Genomic DNA, 21214 nt, shown 5'->3' with positions numbered 1-21214 from the left:
TCCTGTGCATTTAAAAACCTTAACTTAGGCAGTTTTATGCACAAAATGACGCGTCAATAAATAACAATATGTTGTAAAATTGACTAACATATGTTACAAACTGTTTACTTACCTCATTTTCACTTAATTCTAGTGTTTTTGCAACATTATTTAGAAAGTTTGATATATGATCAATGTATTTAAAAAGCGTACACGTTTGTACGCACTGACAACAAGTGCTTTCTTCTTTTTACAAGGTGTAGATTCTTCTGTAGGGAATAATTGGTTTTCATTCTCTTCGCCTGGACTTTCTTCATTTGCGACATTTATCCCTAAATCTCTCTCTGACGCAGTCGCTGAACAGGCAGTTGCACTTTCATTAACGTCTGTCTCTAACTCAATCTCTAAAGGTATAGCTTCACTCTCTGAGTCCGTAGTTACAATGCCTGGAACTATAGCTACAGGAGTAGCTTCAGCATTGGAATTTTTAGAAGTGGCAATTGAGCCTTCATTAGAAGCAAAGCCTGCATTGCCTAGAAGATACGTTTCTTTAAAACAACTTCATGGTTCACGAATACCTCTTTTTGCGCTTTTCCCTAAAAACCATACAGATATGTGTGAGAATAGTTCTGATGATTCAGAGCGTGGGTCCATTGTATGTGTAGACGGTAAAGAACATACAATAAAAGGAGGTAAGATTCGTGTAAAAAAATACAGTGATAATGCTGTATTTGCAGCGGGACGTCTTGTTATAGATAAGACGGATCGTTCGCATTCTAGCACTGTAACAGGAAAAGCTGGTTCCAGAGGTGTCAGAACGGCAGGTGGTGCTAACTCTTTGCGTTCTGATATTGTAGAGGGGCCTGTCTCCAAAACTGTAGCTATTGCTAAGGCGACAAGTGTAAAGATAGAAAATGTATCTATCATTGGAGTAGATCCTCAAGATTTTAGTGCTAGAACTGCTATTATGGGGGTTGGGAGTGCTGTATTTTCGTTAGCAGGTGCAAAGGTTGATTTGCTGAAGTCAAAGATCGAGGACTTTGTTACTGGTCTTGAGGCTGGGTACAAAGGAAATATTCATATGAAGGGAGGAAGCATCAAAAAAACTTTTTTGGGTGCTACAGCTAGTTTTGAATCGTCTATTTTTTTAGAGGGAACAGATATTAATGTGGAAGTCGTTAATGAGAAAGTACCTCTGTATGCAGTTGGTTTACATAGTTCTGGTGGATCTCAAATAACGATGAAATCTGGATCAATTACTTTCGAAAAAGGTGGTGTGGGAATTTGGGCGGAAGACGAGGGATTTGTTAAGCTAGAAGATGTTAGAATTAATATTGTTGAAAAAGAGAGAGACAGAGAGGAATCTCCAGAAGGAACTTTAGATGAAGAGGCTGCTTCTAGTGTACTGGATCCAAGTGTTGTCTTTTTATTGGATGGTGGTTTTGTTTCTTCTAATCGTGTAACCTTTAACGGTTCTAATACTATTGCTCTATGGATAGATAGTAATTATAGTATTGAAGATGGTCTCTTTAATGTTATTACTTCAAGTTCTGATAGTAGAGGCGCCGATGAGTTTACTGAATTTGTTGATAATATTTTTGCTGATGACTATGTCAACATTAGTGCTGCTATCAATTATTCGGTTATTACAGTGGAGAATAGAGGTTCTTATGGTATATATTTTGGTGAAAGTGAACCGGGATTCGAAAAAACAAGTTTAGAAGTAAATGATCAAAGTGAAGAAGGGGAAGACTCAAGTGCTAGAGTTAGAAGAAGTGGTGATGTTGCAGGACAAACTGTAGCTACAGTAGCTTCTGGAGGTGATGTAGAGAGCCAAGCATCTTCATCTTTTCCAGAGGAAGATGGGACGCATATGGTTCTTTTAAGACGTTCTGTTCTCAAAGTTCCAGATAGTGTGGCCATTTATGGTAACGATTTGAGTGGTTATGTTGTTTTAGGGAAAGACACATTAGTTTCTGGTGATTTGTTGTTGCGTGCTACAGGTTCTTCTAGTTTGTCGGTTTTTGCTCATGAATCTAGTATTGTAGGTTCTGCGCGCATTGATAAAACCGCTAGTGCTAACCTTTTTTTATCTGATTCAGAGTGGCATTTAACAAAGAGTAAGTATAGTAATGAAGCTTCGGATACGGATTGTATAGATTCGTGTGTCTCGTCTGTAGATCTCAGCAATAGTGTTATTGCGTTTCTCCGATCCGAAGGTGAAGATAGAGGTTATCAAACGCTTCGCGTTGGGAATGGGAATGGTGCGGTTTACGCTGCTTCTGGAAATTCTTATATTTACTTTAATGCGCGTTTAGTTCCTAGTGATTCGGATAATGATCAAATGTCTGACCGGCTTTTGATCCATGGTAATGTTTCTGGAAAAACGATAGTGCATGTAAAAGATACTTCAGAAGGAACACAACAAGATGAGAATAAACCCCATAGTATTTCAATTATTCAAGTCTTTGGACGAGCAGAGAATGATTCTTTTAAGCTAGAAGGGGGTTATATTACACCAAAAGGATTGCCTTATAAGTATGTTCTTCGTGCTTATGGTCCAACTACACCTCAGAAAATGCAGTATTTCGATAAGACATTGCTTGTACGCAGTACAGATGTTTGGGATTTTCGTTTAGAAAATGAATATGTTATATCTCTCGCTGCTGCTCATACGGCTACTACTGATACTGGAGCCGGTGAAGTGAATAGTGAATCCATAACTCCTCCTGTATCTGGGGAATCGGCATCTGTAATCCCTGCTCGAGGCGATTCGCTTTTGCGATCTGAATCATCTGATGAATTTTATGAAGATGATTATGATGAAGAAGAAGATTTTGAGGAATCTGAAACACCTGAGGCTATAGTACGTACCTCTTCATCTGTTACTCCTCCTTCATCTAGAGTTTCAGGATCGTTAGTACCTTCAAGAGTTAATTCACGTGGGAGATCTGATACAGGTAGGGGAAGTGTAATATCTGCCGATGGGATTTCTGTAACATCGGGCTATCGTATTGTATCTAAAAGTCCTGCACCTATAAGATCAGCTGCTTCTATGAGTCCTTCTGCACTTGCAGTTTCTGAAAAATTCGCTGCACCTTCTTCTGATGCACTTGCTTCTCATTCTAGTAGAGCTGTTGGGCGTGTTCTTATGCTTAGTCATTCTGGTAATGGAAATGTTTCTTCTAAGGAAACGGCTTCTTCTATATGTGGTGATATGAATAATGGTGAGAATGGGGTGCCGGCTACTTACTTGTGTAGTGATGGTCAAACACGTACAGTGGCAAACATTACACTGAAAGCAAGTGAGGCAACTCAACGTTCTATGCATGCAACAAATCAGAATACAATTATTAAGCTAGAAGGGGCCACAATTAGTGGTGCGGATTCTTCTGGTAGTAGAAATAATGTTGATTCTACTACATTACAGGCTGTGAGTGCTGTGCTTGCAGAAAACAATGCAAAAGTTGTTTTAGATAAAAACTCCACAATTCGGTCTTCTGTGATTGGGCTTGAAGCGCAAAAAGGTGGAACGGTCGAGATGATTGGTGGAACAGTAGATGCGCTTTATGTGGGTGCTTTGGCAGGTTCTGGATCATCTGTTAATTTGAAGGATATGAAGATTAACGTAACGGGGGATTTAGCTGTGGCTGGTTTGGCGAGTCAGGCTGGTAAGGTGTCTATGGACTCTGGGGCTATTACTTTGGAAAAGGGAGTGGCTGTGAGGTCAGAAGCTGGGGGAAGCGTTGAGTTAGACAAAGTTAATATTACTGCGAAAAAAGGACAGGGTAAGTTAGATTCTGTAGATAACTTTGGGCGTGCAGCTTTTCTGGTGAGGGATAATGCTTCTGTTGATTTTAAGAATGGAAATGTTGTTACTGATGCCCATGCTGTGTGGGTTATGAAGAGTGGGGATGCTGTTGAGACCGGCTCTTCTAGGAGAAGGAGATCTTCTGACGTTCGTCCTACTATGAATCACGTAAATATCGAGTCTTCTACTGTTAAAGTGGAAGGTGACGGAGTCTACGGCATATATTTTGATGGGGAAACACAGAAGGAAGCGAGACAACAAAATCGAAGTAAGGATTTAGCAACTGAGCAAACAAGTGTTGTTAAGCGGAGCGCTGTATCCAGACAGGAGAATGCAACTATAGGCGTAACGGGGGCAATTTCATTGAAAAAAACTGATTTTGAAGTTGCAAATGGTATAGCTATCTATGGTAATAATTCTGGTGGTCGTGTTTCATTAGAAAATAAAACAACCCTTGCTGGTGACTTGTTATTAAAAGCCGAGAATGATTCCAATATATCGGTTTCTGTTGATAATTCTATTGTTACAGGCGGTGTTCGCGTTGATAAAAATTCTTATGCAAAATTAGACTTGGCTAATAGTTCACAGTGGATTCTAAAAAGAAGAGCACAGAGGAATTTGGAAACTCTAGATTCAGGATGTGTGGATTCATGCATTTCTTCTGTAAGTCTTGTAAATAGTGCTATTGATTTTGCACCTTCGGAATCTGAAGGCAAATATCAGACTCTCCATATTGGAAATGGGAAAGGAACTGTTTATGCGGCACAGGGTAATGCTGTAATTCATCTCAATGCACGTTTAAATCCTCGTGATCCGAGTGATCAGCAAGTCACTGATCGGCTTGTCATTCATGGTGATGTTTCTGGAAAAACAAAAATACATGTACGAGGTGATGCGGGCAATGTAGGAGATGGTAAAGCGAATGCCAAGATTGCTCATACTGTTTCAATGATTCAGGTCTATGGTCAAGCGAAGAAAGACTCTTTCCAACTCGATGGCAATTATGTTGCACTGAGAAACTCACCTTACAAATACACCCTTCGTGCTTATGCTCCAGAAGCGACTTCGAAACAGGAGCATGTTCAGCAGAAATTTGTTAAGGAAGGTGGAGAATTTTGGAATTTCCGTTTAGAAAATCAGTATGTTAAGTCTGTTAGATCTGCTGCCCTTCCTGAACAATTTGTAAGGTCTGTTGTTCCACAGGTTCCAACTTATCTCAGCTTGCCTAATAGTGTATTCCACGCTGGTTTGATGGATATTAGCAATCAAAATAAGCAATTGGAGACGTTACGGATGACTTCTACAGGAATGGTAGAGGTTCGTGAAAATCCTGCTTTATACTTGCGCGGCTATGGTGGAAGTTACCGTTATGCTTCAGATCTTTCCGCACTTGAATATGGTTACGGAGGTGATCTTAGTTATAATGGTGTAGAGGCAGGTGTTCTGCTGCAAACTATTGAAAATGCTGACAGTGCTATATCCTTTGGCGTTATGGGAACTTATGGAAAACTTTCTCTGCAGCCTGTGAATGTTGAGCACAGTCAGAAGAGTGCATTTGATAAATGGACTGCTACGGTATATGGTAGCATGCAGCATAATGTTGGCTTCTATGTTGACGGTCTTTTATCCTATGGTCTGTTCAAAGGTGATGTTCTCACCCTTGCACGGGGTAAAACAGCAACATTAAAAGGTAATCCTTTGAGTGTTTCTTTAGCTGGTGGTCAGACAATTGCGACAGGATATAAGGGTTTTGTCTTTGATCCGCAGGTTCAGGTTGTGTATCAACATCTCCAGTTTAATAAAGCTCGTGATATTGACAATTTTGATATTGAAATGGGTAACCTTAATCAGTGGGTAGCACGTGTTGGTGGACGCTTAACCAAGATTCCTACAGGTTCTGAAGGCGTGAATGCTATTGCTTTCTATGGTAAGCTTTATCTTGCTCATGGTTTTGAAGGAAAACAGTCTGTGCATTTCAATGATGCTTTCAAGTTAGGAGCTTTTGGTTCTTCTCTAGAGGCTGGATTAGGTTTTAATGCCAAATTGTTGCCACAGTTCTCTCTGCATGCTGATATTCTCTATCAACATAAGCTTAATAAGGCTGGTTTTTCGGGAACAAGTTTTTCTGGAGGAGTACGTTATCAGTTTTAATATAAGGTACACTATGTACCTTTTTAGAAAAGGCAGCACATTGTGCTGCCTTTTTTCTTTATAACAACTTGTGTTGTTCTTAAAAAATCTCGTCTTCTTTATTAAGCAAAAAAGACATAGTTTGTTTTATGCATGAGAGCACTTTTCTCCACTAAAGCGAATTTTCTTAAAATTTATGCTGCTACTGATGCGATAGAGTGCCTCGCTTTTATCGGCTTTTTAAGCGTTCAGCAGACCGGTATGCGTTACGTTATCCTTTTTAGTACTGTATTGATATTATCTAATATAATATTTGATGTTTTCTAAAGCTCGTTTTTGAGAGTTTGTTTTCTACTGATTTAAGTCATTGTTTCATTCATCTCCTTGTGGATTAATTTTTAAAGATCACAAGGTTTGATTGTGTTTTTAATTAATTGCACGCACTGGTTTTATTTTTTCTTTACACGAAATACAGAATGCATTATACACTCATAAAGTGTGTTTTTGTAATTGTTCTCTTATAGGTGGTTTTGGCGTAGAGCTTTTGCCAAATTTATTGGGATAATTCATTACACAGTTCAGATGAGCATGAGGCATGTTCTTTTGTTACACTTTTCGTATTTTTGAGGTGTGCAATGGGGTGTTTTGTAAGTGCTTTTGTTTTTAATGAGAGGGGAAGGAAAGTTTCGAGGGAACTATGATTAAAGTTTTTAGAAATCATGTATGTTTATGTGCTTGTACAACAGCTATCCTCTCTTTGCTTCAAAATGGAAGAGAAGTGTATGCGGCTGCAGAGGGGAAGGATAGTAAACCTTATGTTATAAAGGTTATCCCAGTTGTCTCTGCTAATTCTTCTCCTCATCTTAGCGGGAGTAATAAGCATAAGCTTCCTGGAGAGAGTGGGGATAATTATTACCCTTCTAATATGATTAATGTTGGCAATAACGATGAGGGTATTCGTGGAGGAAATGATTATCGTCAGCTTAGTGGAGTGGAGGGATGGAATGGACATAAGGATAATGTAAATAACTCTGTTAAAGATGCAGACTCTGATGGAAGAGGAGTGAATCCTGGGTTTTATTACCATAGTGGGTTGTATTATGTATGTGATAATTGTGGGATAGATCCTAAAATTGATAATAAATCTTATACAATTACGAAAGAGAACTTTTCCAACTATCCTGTTGATCCTACTGCTATAACGGTGAAACGGATAGGGACCAGAGTTTATGGAGAGAATGTAACTGTTAGCAGTGAAGTTTCTGATAAATCTTTTTTGCGTGGTGTGGCTGTATCAGATGACGGAAAGATTGTTTTGAAAAAACCGACGCTTCAAAATACAAAGTTAGCTCTTTTCGCTCATAATGGGATAATTGAGATAAAGCAGGGGATTATAGAGGACAGTGATAGGGCTGTTGAAGCCGTGGGGAATTCATTGGTTATTTTAAAGGATACAAAAGTTAATACGCGTGATGGGAAGGTAAGTCTTTCCAGTTATAGCGGTGCAGATATCTGGGTGGAAGGTGGGGAGGTTAACTTTACCAACAGTCATGGGATTTCTGCGATGTTGGGAGGCACGGTGATTCTCGATGGTGTTACTCTTACTGGAAAGGGACACAAAGACAAAAATGATGCAGCTTTTTTAATGGATGAAGGGGGACGTGTTGAGTTTACAGGGGGGTCTATTAAGGTTGAGGATGCACATGGTATATTATTAGAAAATCCCGTCAAGTCTTTTAGTGTTGTACCAGAACGTTCTGACTCAAAAGATGAAACTGAAGATTTATCGAATAACTTTTATGTGACCGAGGCTAATTTTAAGTCTTCTTCTGTTACAGTAAAGGGTGAGGGATCTTATGGTATCTATTTTCAGGGAGAAAAGCCATGGAGCGAAGATGGGGATAAAAAAGAGGAGATTTCATTAGAGGAAGAAAAAGCTCCACCACGATTGGAAGTTGTTAATTTTGATACCACAGAGTTTTCTGTTTCAGACGATACGGCTCTTTATGGTGAAAACCTTATTTCTGGTGCGGTGAGTTTGATGAAAAGTACTCTTCGTTCAGGGAATTTTTTATTAAGAGCTGAGAAAGGGGCTTCTATAACGGTTTTGGCTGATGGTTCTACCCTTGAAGGTCGTACTCACGTTGATAAAGATTCTCATGCCGAACTTTATCTGGGAGGTCATTCTACATGGATTTTACCACAACAGGTGCAAAAAGATCAACGTAAGGTTGCAAATGATTCTTCTATTTCATTAGTCAGTCTTATGGATGAGAGTTCTATTCATTTTAAAAGACCAGAATCTCCTTCTGTTGATGATTATCAAACTCTTCGTATTGGAAAGGGAAAGGGTGAGGTTTATAGAGCACGGGAAGGTGCCTCTATTTCCCTTAATACATACCTGAATAGTGGTGGTGCTCTTAATCATCAAAAGACTGATCGTGTTTTAATTCATGGTGATGTTTCGGGAAAAACAAAGCTCCAAGTGCATGGAGTTGCAGGAAGTCCAGGAGGATATACGGGAAAGGGGGGGAATGCTGAAGGTATTTCAATCATTCAGGTTTCTGGAGAAGCAAAGCAAGATTCTTTTCAGTTGGAAGGTGGTTATGTAGCGTTAAACGAATTACCTTATCAGTATAAGCTTTATAGTTATGGTCCAGGATCTGAGTTTGGAAAAGCAAGCATGAATCAGAGATTAGTTGAAGGGAGCGGAGATTTTTGGGATTTCCGCCTTGAAAGTAGGTCTATAGATTCTGATGTTCAACCTAAACCAGATCCTGCTCCTAAGCCAATTCCGGGACCAGAACCTTCTCCAGAACCAGCTCCGGAGCCTCATCCTCGTCCTAAGCCGGGCGTTAAGGCTGTTGTTCCGCAGGTTCCGACTTATCTCCTTTTGCCTAATGCTTTACGTCATATTGGTTTGATGAATGTTAACAATCAAAATAAGCGGTTAGAAGCTTTGCGAATTACTTCTGGGAGCTTATTAGAAAGTCGTGAAAACCCTCTCTTTTTTGTGAGCGGTTATGGCGGCAATCATCGTTATACTTCAAATCTTTCCGCGCTTGAATATGGTTATGGCGGCGAGTTTAATTATAATGCCATAGAGGCAGGCGTTTTGCTGAAAGCAATCGAAAATATGTATGGTTCCACTTCTTTTGGAATTATCGGGGCTTACGAGAGATTTTCTTTGCAACCTTTGAATGTTGAGCAGAGTCAAAAAAGTACATTTGATAAATGGTCAGTTACGGCATATGGTGGTATGCAGCATGATGCAGGTTTTTACGTTGATGGTCTTGTGTCTTACGGCTTGTTTAAAGGTGATGTTCTAACAACTGCACGGGGCAAGACGGCAACATTAAAGGGTTTCCCTTTAAGTGCTTCATTAACTGCTGGTAAAACGTTTATGGTGGGGGAGGACGGTTTTGTTTTTGATCCGCAAGTTCAGGTTGTTTATCAATATCTTCAATTTAATAAGGTGCGTGATGTGGACGGCTTTGATATTGATTTAGGAAAGCTTCATCAGTGGGTAGGGCGTGTTGGAGGACGTTTAACAAAGAGGCTGGTTGCTACTGATGAGGCTCAGGTTGTTTCTTTCTATGGCAAGCTTCATCTTGCTCATGGTTTTGAAGGAAAACAATTTGTGCATTTTAAAGATGCTTTTCAGCTAGGTGCTTTTGGTTCTTCGTTAGAAACTGGGTTAGGTTTTAATGCCCAATTATCTCAAAATTTTGCGCTTTACGGCGATTTGGTTTATCAGCACAAACTAACGAAAGCTGGTTTTTCTGGAACGAGTTTTTCAGGTGGATTGCGTTATCATTTCTAGTATTATTTCTGTTTTTGATTAATCTTTCAAAAAGCTACAAGTTATACTTGTGGCTTTTTCTCATTATCTATTCATTTTGTGTTATAGAATTTTTACGAGAGTGTGATTTTGCATATCTTTAATATGCTTTTAGGTTGGACTTCTTTCATTTTTTTGAAAAGTCTGAAGAGTTTGTACGTTATTGTTTCAAAACGCGTATTTCAGAGTGATTATTATATTATTTATAATATTTTGATTTATAAAGATATTTTTTAATTTAGGGCGCTGAAATATTTTCAATGCTCTTATGATGAATCCATAAAAAGCATTCCTTTGTCTATTATATGTAAAATTAGCAAGTGGATAATCGTTTAAGAAAGGAGTCAATATAATTTGGGGGATTATGTTAAGAGGAGAGGATTTACAATATTAGAAATTGGCAAAGACAAAGGTGCTACTCAGGTGCAATGAGGGCTGTATCCGATAAACTTGATATTATATCTGCTGTCGTTATGAAATGGGGATGGAAATAATGAGATATATCTGAGAAAATTGGTGGATTAGAAACATAAATAACGTATTATTTTTTGAAAGTGCGTTTTCTTTAAAGAATGTGATAAATAAAAAGATAAAATTATATGTCATTTTCACCTTTTAGATACGGCTCTGAATATTTTTAAATGTTGAAAAGAGATGGTAAAAATCGGAACAGATTTTAATTTTTACACTTTCCTCCTCTTTCTAAATTAGTTCGTATTTCCATAAATACTGCCTAAAACAGCTGTATGTGATAGCTTTGCTTCCCAATTTTGGCATATATTCAGTTTTGTCTGCTTACGAGTGCCCATTGTTTCAATATAATATTTATCTCGAATATTAATTATACACGCTTTGGGTATTGATTAAACAACAGTTAAAATAGACATTCTTAATGTACAAAAATTTCTTAAAGCTGCTTTTAAATAACAACTTTAAAGATGATTTTTCTCTCATTTTTCAGTTATATTTTTGCAAATTCCTTTATAAAAAAAATAGATTTAGTCTGTATTTTTAGTAACTTTTAAATTCCATATTTACACAAAACACAAAAAGCCTTAATAAGGTCTGCACAGTTAATCCAAAACGTACTAATTTTTCTCTTTGTTAAGTTTTCTTTGATACATTACGTGTTACTTTTATGGGCAAAATTATGGTGTAATTATGGTCAATCTATTTAAAAATCGTTTTTCCTTATGTACTTTTACAACAGCATTTCTTTTTTTTGCACACAATGTTGATGCTACGGTTCAAGGTGGTGCTGTTGTTAATACTGGGGTACAAGATCGTTCTGGCGTTAATGGTAAGACACAAAATAATCAGGATCAATTTTCATGTATTATGAATAGTGAATTTTATCGGTGTAATGATGGTAAAAAACACTACTTTTACAATAAAAATTATCAAAAAACTGATGAAAATACGAATGAAACTGTTGCTATACAAGCATCTGGAAGAAAAACACTTCTCTTAGGGGAAAATATAACTGTTAAGGATGCTTCAAGTGCTGTTATTTCAAAAGAAAGTTTTTGGAAGTATGGGGTCGTGGCGAGTGAACATGGACAAGTGATTATAGAAAGAGGAGAGATTAACTTTACAAAGGGTATCGGAGTTAAAATAAGAAATTGGGGACAGGTCGATTTAAGGAGTAGTTCTATTACCGAACAAGGTAGTCAGGGGATGGGTATAGATGACCATAATGAAAATTCAGCTTTTCATGCGTCTAGTGGGGTTATCCATTTTGAGAAAGGTAAAGTTAATCTAGCCAATGCTCATGGTTTTTCAATGCATGGGAATAATATCGATGGGAAGGCTAGTTTTATAAGTATCTTGGATTCTACGGTTTTGGTAGAAAGTAATACGTCTTATGGGTTGCGTTTTTGGGAGGGACTAGGAGACAGAAATGAGGAAATGAAGGATCACGAGTATCCTCATTATTTTTATATTTTTACGGGTGAGGAAAAGATGTTCGGAAGTCTTCCAAAAACGAACTTACCCGTACGAGGGATTGTTAGCTTGAAAAGAACCTCTTTTACAGTTCCAAAGAGTGCAGCTATTTATAGCAGAGGATCTGGTGGTGTTGTTAGGCTGTTGGATAATTCCAAACTTTCTGGAGATTTATTAGTGAAGGTTGAGGATGGCTCTTTGGTGAAGGTTTCAGTGGATGCTTCTACACTTGTAGGGGGGGCACATGTTGATGAAAGTTCTTCTGCTGAATTTCGGTTGAGAGGTGATTCAAAATGGATTTTATCACGACCGAAAAATAAAAATTTGCAAGTTCCTAGTTCTATAGGTGTTTCATCAATTTCATTAATACATCTTATTGATAGTTCTATTATTTTTGAACAACCAGAAACTAACATAGTTGATGGCTATCAAACCCTTCGTGTTGGGAGAGGAACAGGTGAAGTTTATAAAGCACAGGGTAATGCACATCTTTATCTCAACACTTATTTGAATAAGGGGGGGGCTCTTCAGAATCAAAAAACGGATCGTTTTTTAATCCATGGTGATATTGAAGGAAAAACGATAGTACATGTGCATGGTGTTTCAGGAAGTCCTGGAGGTGGTACGGAGCGTTATGGAAATGACAAAGGTATCTCGATTATTCAGGTTTCTGGAACAGCAGAGAAAGATTCTTTCTTGTTGGATGGTGATTATATTGCATTGGACGGTCTACCTTACCAATATAGGCTTCATGCTTATGGCCCAAACTCTGAATTAGGAAGAGCGAGTGCGTCTCAAAGATTAGTCGAAGGTGAAGGAGATTTTTGGGATTTCCGCCTCGAAAATGGATTTATTGATTCTGATACTACATTTAGATTAACTCAGAGTTCTAAACTTGGTTTAGGTGGTGAGCATCATTCTAGGCAAGGCGTTAAGGTTGTTGTTCCTCAGGTGCCAACTTATCTGCTTTTGCCAAATAGTTTATTCCACGCTGGTTTGATAGATATCAGTAATCAAAACAAGCAGTTAGAGATAGTACGGACTAATTTTAGTGGAATGTTGGAAATTCATGAAAATCCTGCTTCATTTTTGCGTGGCTATGGTGGGAGTTATCGTTATGCCTCAGATTTATCTGCGCTTGAATATGGTTATGGGGGAGATCTAGGGTACTATGCACTAGAGACAGGTGTTTTGCTACAAACTGTTGAAAATGTTGACAGTGTTATATCCTTTGGGGTGATGGGGTCTTATGGAAAGCTTTCTCTACAACCTCGAGATGTTGCACAAAGCCAAAAAAGTACATTTGATAAATGGACTGCTACAGTTTATGGCAGTATGCAGCATGATGTAGGATTCTATGTTGATGGTTTGTTATCTTATGGTCTGTTTAAGGGAGATGTTCTGACAACTGCACGGGGTAAAACGGCAACATTGAAGGGTAACCCTTTAAGTGTTTCCTTGATGAGTGGTCAGAAAATTGCCACAGGATATGAAGGTGTTGTTTTTGATCCACAGGTTCAGGTTGTTTATCAGCATCTTCAATTTAATGAGGCCCGCGATATTGATAATTTTAATATTGAGATGGATAAACTTGATCAATTGATGGTGCGTATGGGTGGTCGTTTGATAAAGACTCTTACTGCGTCTGAAAAAGATCGTGATGTTTCTTTTTATGGAAAGATTCATTTTGCTCATGATTTTGGAAAAGAAAGGTCTGTGCGCTTTAAAGATTCTTTCCAGTTAGGGGCTTTTGGTTCTTCTCTAGAGGCTGGATTAGGTCTTAATGCTCGTTTGTCTCAAAAATTTGCGCTTCATGGTGATTTGGTTTATCGGCATAAGTTGAGTAAAGGTGGTTTTTCTGGAATCAGTTTTTCTGGTGGATTGCGCTATCGTTTTTAGGATGATCATCTTGAGGTAAGTTGTTTAAAAAACCACAAGCATAGCTTGTGGTTTTTTATTATTTGTTTGCAACTTTTTAAATAAGTTTTTTAAAAAAATGTTTTTTTTGCATGAGCAAGTTTGTTTCTTTTTAGAAACGAGATAAGGCTTTCTGATTTGCAGTTTTTGCTTCTTATGCTGTTTTTCTTCCTTTAGTGTATTTTTATTAAATTCTCTTGAAATCACCGCTTTAGGGTGGAATTTTTATTTCTATCTATATTTTTACGCGTTTTTATAAATAATACAATTTTAAATTGTGATATTTTGGGATTCTGGCTTTACATAAAATATAGGGTGGATATATAAAATACAAAACGTGATTTTAAATTATCACGCGTAACCAAAGTTATTAAACAGAACGCGTGTTTTTTGTTTTTAGAGAAGGGGAAGAAAGTTTGTAGAAAATTATGTTTAAAAATCATCTCTCTTTATGTCATTTTACAACGGTTATTTTTTTCTTTGTATACAATACTGATGCAGGTGAGATTTCTTCTGAGAAGAAGCAATATTCATGTAACGAAAGTGCCTCATTTTATCGCTGTAATGATGGTAAAACGCATGAAATTGCCAAGAAAACTTATCAACTTACGGGTGAAAGTTCTGATGCTGCCATAGAGGCATCAGGGAAAAATACAGTCATTGAGGGAGAGGCTATAATCATTAACGGTGTTTCGAATGCAAATGGACATTCAGAAACAAACGCTTGGACAACAGCTGTAAAGTCCTCAAATGGGGGAGGCGTTGCTCTATTTGATTCCATGTTAAATGATGTGTCGATAGGGGCCGATATTAATGATGAGGGAGCTTTTGAGATGCAGGATGGGGTGATTAAAGCAACCAGAATGGGGATCAGTGTTGGGGGTAAAGGGTCGTTTGTTTCTTTGACCAAGACAGAGATTAAGATATCTTCTGATGCGATAGGTCTTTTGAGTCATAATGGTGCAAAAATTTATATGAAAGGAGGAAAAATTGATTTTGCTGATGGTATTGGTGTTCAAACAGGAGGAGATGGAGAAATTAATTTAGAGGGCGTTTCTATTACTGGGAGGGGGAAACAGGGAACAAATACAGATAATCATCGTGAAGGTTCTGCTTTTAGTATGCTTCAGGGGAAAGGCTCTCTTAATTTCCAGAAGGGAAACGTTAATGTCGACAATGTTCATGGCATTGTAGTGCAGGGGAATAACCATAATGCTGCTCATATAAAATATTCCAATGTTTTTGTGAGAGGGAATGGATTTAATGGCATGCACTTTTTTTGGGAAGCTGTCTTAAATGATAAAAAAACAATTATACCTGGAAAAGGGACTGTCCATTTGACAAAGACAACTTTTATGACTCCAGAAAGTACGGCTATTTATAGCCACGAATTTGAAAGTTATGTTAAACTCTTACAAAATTCAACAGTTTCTGGTGATTCACTCCTGAAAGCTGTTGAGCGTTCTAATGTAAAGATTGAGGCTGATGCTTCTACCCTTGTAGGAGGCGCACATGTTGATGAAAGTTCTACAGCTAAGATAGATTTAAAAAATGGTTCAAAGTGGATTTTATCGCGACCAAAATATGACAAATTGCAAAATTCTGATGCTTCTGGTTCTAGGTTAAAAGATTATTCTTCTATTTCATCGGTCAATCTTACGGATAGTTCTCTTGTTTTTGAAGAATTAAAATCTAAAACAACAGATGGTTATCAGACACTTCTCATCGGAAAAGGATCGGGGACTGTCTATCGTGCACAAGGCGATGCGCGTCTTTATCTTAATGCATATTTGGATAAAGGCGGAGCTCTGCAAGAGCAAAAAACTGACCGGCTTTTAATCAATGGTGATCTTGAAGGAAAAACGACAGTCCATGTGTATAGTGTTCCTGGAAGCTCAGGGGCATTGACGGGAGAGGGCGGTAATAATCAGGGGATTTCCATTATTCAGGTTTATGGAAAAGCCATGGAAGATTCTTTTCAGTTAAATGGGGGGTATGTCACACTTGAAGCCTCTCCCTATCTGTATCATCTTAAGAGTTATGGTCCAAGCTCTTCTTTAGGGGCGGCAGATTCCAATCAAAGAGTGCTTAAAAACTCTGGAACATTTTGGGATTTCCGACTTGAAAGTCAATTTGTTGATTCCACTAAAGTTTTTCCTGTTCTTGATTTGGTTGTTCCCCCTTCTTCTGATGATATTCCTTCTGTTCTTAAAATTCATCCTAATATTACTGGAGGTGAGGATGGTTCTATTGATTCTAACTCTCAGCAAAAACCTCAGGAGCCAAGTCTTTCTTCTCCTGTAGATTCTCCTGATAGGGATTCCCATCTTACGACCACACTTAATGTATCTGATGTTTTTGTGCTTGAGATCCCCAATCCTCTTTCCTCTCTTGCGCCTGTTGTTCCCGCTATTGCTAAATCTAATCCAGTTGCTCCACCTGAATCTGGTTCACTTGTTCCGCCATCTGTTTCACCCACTCCTTCTGTTGTTTCCCCAGTTGCATCTATTTCACCTGTTCCGTCATCTGTTTCACCCACTCCTTCTGTTGTTTCCCCAGTTGCATCTGGTTCACCTGTTCAGTCATCTGTTTCACCCACTCCTTCTGTTGTTACTCCACCTGCGTCTGGTTCTTCTGTTTCGGCATCTGTTTTTGAGCTTTCTTCTCATTTTGAGCCAAATGTGAGAGTCGTTGTTCCACAGGTTTTGACTTATATTCTTGTGCCAAATACTTTATTTTATGCTGGATTGATGGATATCAGTAATCAAAGCAAGCAGTTGCAAGCGCTGCGAATTGTTTCTGGTCGGTTGTTGAAAAATGATGAAAATCCCGTTTTGTTTTTGCGCGGTTACGGTGGACATCATCATTATACTTCAAATTTGTCTGCATTTAAATATGGTGATTATGGCGGTGAGCTTGATTATAATGCACTAGAGGCAGGTATTTTACTCAAGAAAATCGAAAGTGCATACAGTACGACATCTTTTGGGATTATGGGAAATTATGGCAAACTTTCGTTGCAGCCTCGAAAGGTTAAACAAAGTCAAGAAAGTATATTTGATAAATGGACAATCACAGCATATGGAAGCATGCAGCATGATACGGGTCTCTATATGGATGGTCTCTTCTCTTATGGTTTGTTTAATGGAAATGTTCTCACACTTGAGCGAGGTAAAACGGCTGCATTGAGAGGGAAGCCCCTAAGTGTTTCCTTAACTGCTGGTAAAACGTTTATGATAGGCAGCCGATATTTTATTTTTGAACCACAGGTTCAGTTTGTTTATCAAAATCTCCAGTTTCATAAGACTCGTGATATTGATAATTTTAATATTGATATGCAAAGCCCAGATCATTGGGGGATGCGTATTGGTGGGTATTTAACGAAGACACTTACATTTACTAAAGATAAAGATGCACATGTTCTTTCATTCTATGGTAAGCTTCATTTTATTCGTAGTTTTGATGATAAACAATTTGTATATTTTAAAGATGCCTTCCAGCTTGGTTCCTTTGGGACTTCTTTAGAAGCTGGATTTGGTGTTTTTTCGCAATTATCTCCAAAAATTATTTTTCATAGTGATCTGATTTATCAGCATAAATTTACGAGTGACGGCTTTTCCGGAACGCATTTTTCTGGTGGATTAAGTTATCATTTTTAATTGTATTTTTCTTTAATACATCCTTTGCGAAAGACATAAGCACAAAACATGGTTTTGTTGTGTTGTTTTTCTGATTTTTGTCTTTACATATAATACAAAACAAATTATATGTAACGGTACATAATAAGAATAATAAGTAGATGAACCAGGTGTGCTTTTCAGTTTTTTATGAAGATAAAATAAAGAAAGTTTAGACTAAATTATGATTAAAGTACTAAAACGCCATGTGTGTGTGTTCTCTTACGACCTCTATTTCTTTCTTCGCGCACAATATAGATGTGAGTACAGAAGATTATAACCCTTCGTGTAATTCTCTTTTTAGTCGTATTCGTGTGATACAGTTGATGCTTCTCGTACTTTTGGAAGTCGTAATAAGTTATATATGAGTGGATTGGATAGGAGGGCTACAGGTGTTATTTTTACAATACGATCTCATAACATAGTTATGAAGCCGCAAAAAAGTAAAGGGGAAAAAGGCGTTTCAGGAACTGATGAAATTTTAGAATTAAAGAGATCTGAGAAGATTACATCAGCAGTGGTTGTGTCAAAAGATAATAAAACTTCTTTTAAAAAGAGTTCTATTACAGGAAATGGCGAAAAGAAAAGTGGTAGAAATACTACGTTATCTCAATCTGTGTTTGGTGTGAAGCAGGGCGATTTTTTCCTTTGATGAAGGTAAGATTCAGGTTCTGATGTTCATGGTATAGAGGCAAGTGTCTTGCTCAATGCGATTGAGGATACACATCACACTTTGAGCTTTGGAATAATGGAGAATAATGGAAAAAAAACTCTCTACAACCTCAAGGTGTTAAAGAAAACAAAAAAGTACATTTGATAAATGGTCTATTACAGTATATGGCAGCATGCAGCATGATACAGGCTTTATATATAGATGTCCTTTTTTCCTATGGTTTATTTAAAGGGGATGTTCTCACGCAAGCAAGAGGCAAGACAGCAACATTGAAGGAAACACCTTTGAGTGCTTCATTGATTGCGGGCAAGTCATTTATGACAGGGCATAAAGGGGTTATTTTTGATCCGCAGGTTTAGGTTATTTATCAAAATGTGCGGTTTGATAAGGCGTCTGATATTGATGGTTTTGATATTGAGATGGGAAAACTTGATTTGTGGGTGATGCGTGTTGGTGGTCTTTAAGAAAGATGCTTGCTGCTTCTGAAGAGGTTCTTGTTGTTTCTTTCAATTGCAAGCTTCAGCTTGCCATTAATTTTAGAGGAAAACAACGTGTGCGGTTTGGAGATGAATTCCAATAAGGGCTTTTGGCTCTTCTCTAGAAACTGGAATGAGATTGAAGGCTCAGTTGTCTTCAAACTTTGCTTTGCATGGAGATGTAACTTATCAGCATTGCCTTAGAAAAGGTGGTTTTTCAGGGATTATTTTTTCAGGCGGTTTATACTATCGTTTTTAGGTGCCTATGAAATATAGAGTAATTTTTACATAAGTTATAGAGTGTTTTATGAAGTATAAAGTGATTATTTAAGTTTTATACTTGCTATTGTTAGTGTGTTTAACTTAATGTTATGGGGAATATTTTTTTATTTTTAACTAACAGGGGGAGAAGGAAAAATTGGGAATAGAATTATGGTTAATGTATTAAGGGGTTATAGATTTTTATTTATTACAACGGCTATTGTTTCTTTTTTGCCAATCGTGAGTGTGAATGCAAATTTTAATAATTTTGAAACTCTCTGTGATCCAAACGCTCAGTTTTATAAATGCAATGATGGTAAAAAACATACAATTGAAAATAAAACTTATCATTTGAAAAATTTTTCGAGAGTTCCTTCTGATTCTGCTCCTATTGCTGCTTTATATATAGAAGAACAAGGTACAGTTGTTGATGCATCTCAGATAACTGTTACGGGCGATAATTCGCGTCAAGGAACTGTATATGGTGCATATCTAAAACGTAATGCGCGTCTTAATTTAAAAAATGCAAATTTTAAGGATGTACTTGCGCTTCATGCGCAAAATTCAGTTATTAGCATGACAGATGGGGCGATTACAGGGACTTCTCGCGTTATGTATGCATTTGGAATAGGAACGGATATTGCTTTAGTGCGTGTAAATATTGAGCTTAAACCAAATGAATTCAATAGTACACAAGAATTAAATAGTACCCAAGAAATGGGGCTGGTTAGTAGTTTTAGTTCAAAGATTAGGATGTCAGGCAGTACCGTAACTTTTAATGAGATTGGTGGGTTTTCAGCACAGTTTGGGGGACAATATACTTTTGATAATACTGTCATTAAGGGAAGAGGGAAACAAGAGACTGTTATAGTAGATGAGAAAAATGTTGATAAATTACTGGGAGCTTTTGAGGTATCTCAAGGTAGTGATGTTCAATTGAGTGGTGGTTCTGTAGAACTTACAGGCATGCATGGCTTTTTGATTAAAAATCTTACAGGTTATACAGATGATAATGGCAAATTAATTAATAAATTTAATCATTTGTATGAGTTTCAAAAGACAAATATTAAGGTTAAAAAGACAAAAATTTCTGTTCAGGGGAAAGGAGCATATGGTCTGTATTTTTATGGGTTAAGTCCAGATGTATGGGTTGATTTGGTAAGGTATAATATGTCTTCTTCAGCGCTTTCGAGCGCGCGAGGAATTACTATAGGAACAGCATCTGTTCATTTGTCAGAGACAAATTTTGCGGTTCCGGATGGTATTGCCATTTATAGTGCCGGATATAGTGCTGGAGATCGTGTTTATGGAGCTCGAGCTAAGGTTAGGTTAGAAAAGACAAAAATCTCCAGCGATTTGTTTTTAAAAGCTGAAAATAATTCTTATCTTCTCGTTGAAGCAAATTCCTCTACACTTACAGGAGGTTCTCGTACCAAGGATGCCTCTGATATTTATTTACATTTAAAGAATGGTTCTCAATGGTATCTTACCAAAAGCAAATATCAAAATCCGCAGGAACCAGATGCTACGGTTTCATCGCTTTCAGGTGTGGATCTTGAGGATAGTACAATTGTTTTTGATCACTATCAATCTACTGGTTATCAAACGCTGTACATTGGAAAAAAAAGTGGTGTAAACAAGTTAGATGAGGAGGAGTACGTATATGGTGCAGATGGTAATGTTCAGATTAAGATGAGCACGTTTCTCAATAATGATGGTTCATTTAATTCTGAACAAACGGATCGTATTTTGATCTATGGGAATGTCTTGGGAACCACGCTTATTGGGATGGAAGAACTTTTAAAAACTTCAGATAAAGAAGCAGGCAATAAAAGGAGTCAAAGTATTTCACTTATTCAAGTTGCTGGGACGGCAGAGGAAAGTTCTTTTAAGTTAAACAATAGTTATACTACGGTTAATGGATTTCCTTATCAGTATAAACTTCGTGGCTATGGTCCAAGCTCTTCTTCTGGAAATGCAGACCCAAAGAATAGATTGGTTGCTGGGGAAGGGGATTTTTGGGATTTTCGTCTTGAAAGTGTTTACATTGGTTCTGAATTAGATTCTTCTGAAACTGCTTCTAAGCCAACGTTTACAGTTTTACCCCCTCAATCTGAAGCAGAAACAATTCCTTCTGAAAGACCAACAGAGACTATTTCACCTGAGCAGCCCTCTTCTGTTGAGCCTCCGCTTATGCCATCTACACCTTCTTTGCCTGAAGGTTCTAAACCGTCTGAAACATTAATCCCTACAGATTCAACGCTTACTCCTTCTGCATCAGCCCCGCCTGAGCTTCCTTCTGTACCAACAGTTCCAGAGGCTCCTTCTGTTGTGCAACCTATGCCTGCACCGTTTGTTCCAGTTGAAGATTCTACTAATGATGTTCTGCCATCTGAGCCCTCTGCTCCGGAGGACACTTCATCTCTGGATACTGTTTCTCCTCCTTCTGTCCCTGTCGAACCAAAGCCTTCTGAGTCCTCTGATCCTTTAGATCCTTCATCTAAT

At 37.7% G+C, this 21214-nt stretch carries 6 protein-coding genes and 1 pseudogene; all 7 read left to right on the top strand.

The window, feature by feature from the left end; all coding sequences use genetic code 11:
- Nucleotides 1-166: 166 nt before the first annotated feature.
- On the top strand, nucleotides 167-5941 hold the full coding sequence (locus ACFIMX_RS02660) for an autotransporter outer membrane beta-barrel domain-containing protein (protein ID WP_375693990.1): 5775 nt from the start codon (nucleotides 167-169) through the stop codon (nucleotides 5939-5941).
- A gap of 676 nt (nucleotides 5942-6617) precedes the next feature.
- Entirely contained in the window at nucleotides 6618-9743 is a 3126-nt protein-coding gene (locus ACFIMX_RS02655; RefSeq protein WP_375640780.1) for an autotransporter outer membrane beta-barrel domain-containing protein, read from the top strand.
- A 1179-nt stretch (nucleotides 9744-10922) separates the two neighbouring features.
- Nucleotides 10923-13604, top strand: coding sequence for an autotransporter outer membrane beta-barrel domain-containing protein (locus ACFIMX_RS02650; RefSeq protein WP_375640779.1), 2682 nt, complete (start codon nucleotides 10923-10925; stop codon nucleotides 13602-13604).
- Between the two features lie 446 nt (nucleotides 13605-14050).
- On the top strand, nucleotides 14051-17281 hold the full coding sequence (locus tag ACFIMX_RS02645) for an autotransporter outer membrane beta-barrel domain-containing protein (RefSeq protein WP_375640778.1): 3231 nt from the start codon (nucleotides 14051-14053) through the stop codon (nucleotides 17279-17281).
- 445 nt (nucleotides 17282-17726) lie between these two features.
- Complete coding sequence (locus ACFIMX_RS02640) at nucleotides 17727-17951, top strand: hypothetical protein (protein WP_375618493.1); 225 nt, start codon at nucleotides 17727-17729, stop codon at nucleotides 17949-17951.
- Between the two features lie 27 nt (nucleotides 17952-17978).
- Nucleotides 17979-18707 (top strand): annotated as a pseudogene (locus tag ACFIMX_RS02635) (autotransporter domain-containing protein); the annotation flags it as partial.
- A 173-nt stretch (nucleotides 18708-18880) separates the two neighbouring features.
- Nucleotides 18881-21214 (top strand): autotransporter outer membrane beta-barrel domain-containing protein (locus tag ACFIMX_RS02630; protein ID WP_375693989.1); only part of this gene is annotated, 2334 nt, incomplete at its 3' end.

The sequence above is a fragment of the Bartonella sp. AD24XZML genome (genome assembly GCF_042196485.1).
Taxonomy (GTDB): Bacteria; Pseudomonadota; Alphaproteobacteria; order Rhizobiales; family Rhizobiaceae; genus Bartonella.
This window is presented reverse-complemented; position numbering and strand designations above follow the sequence as displayed.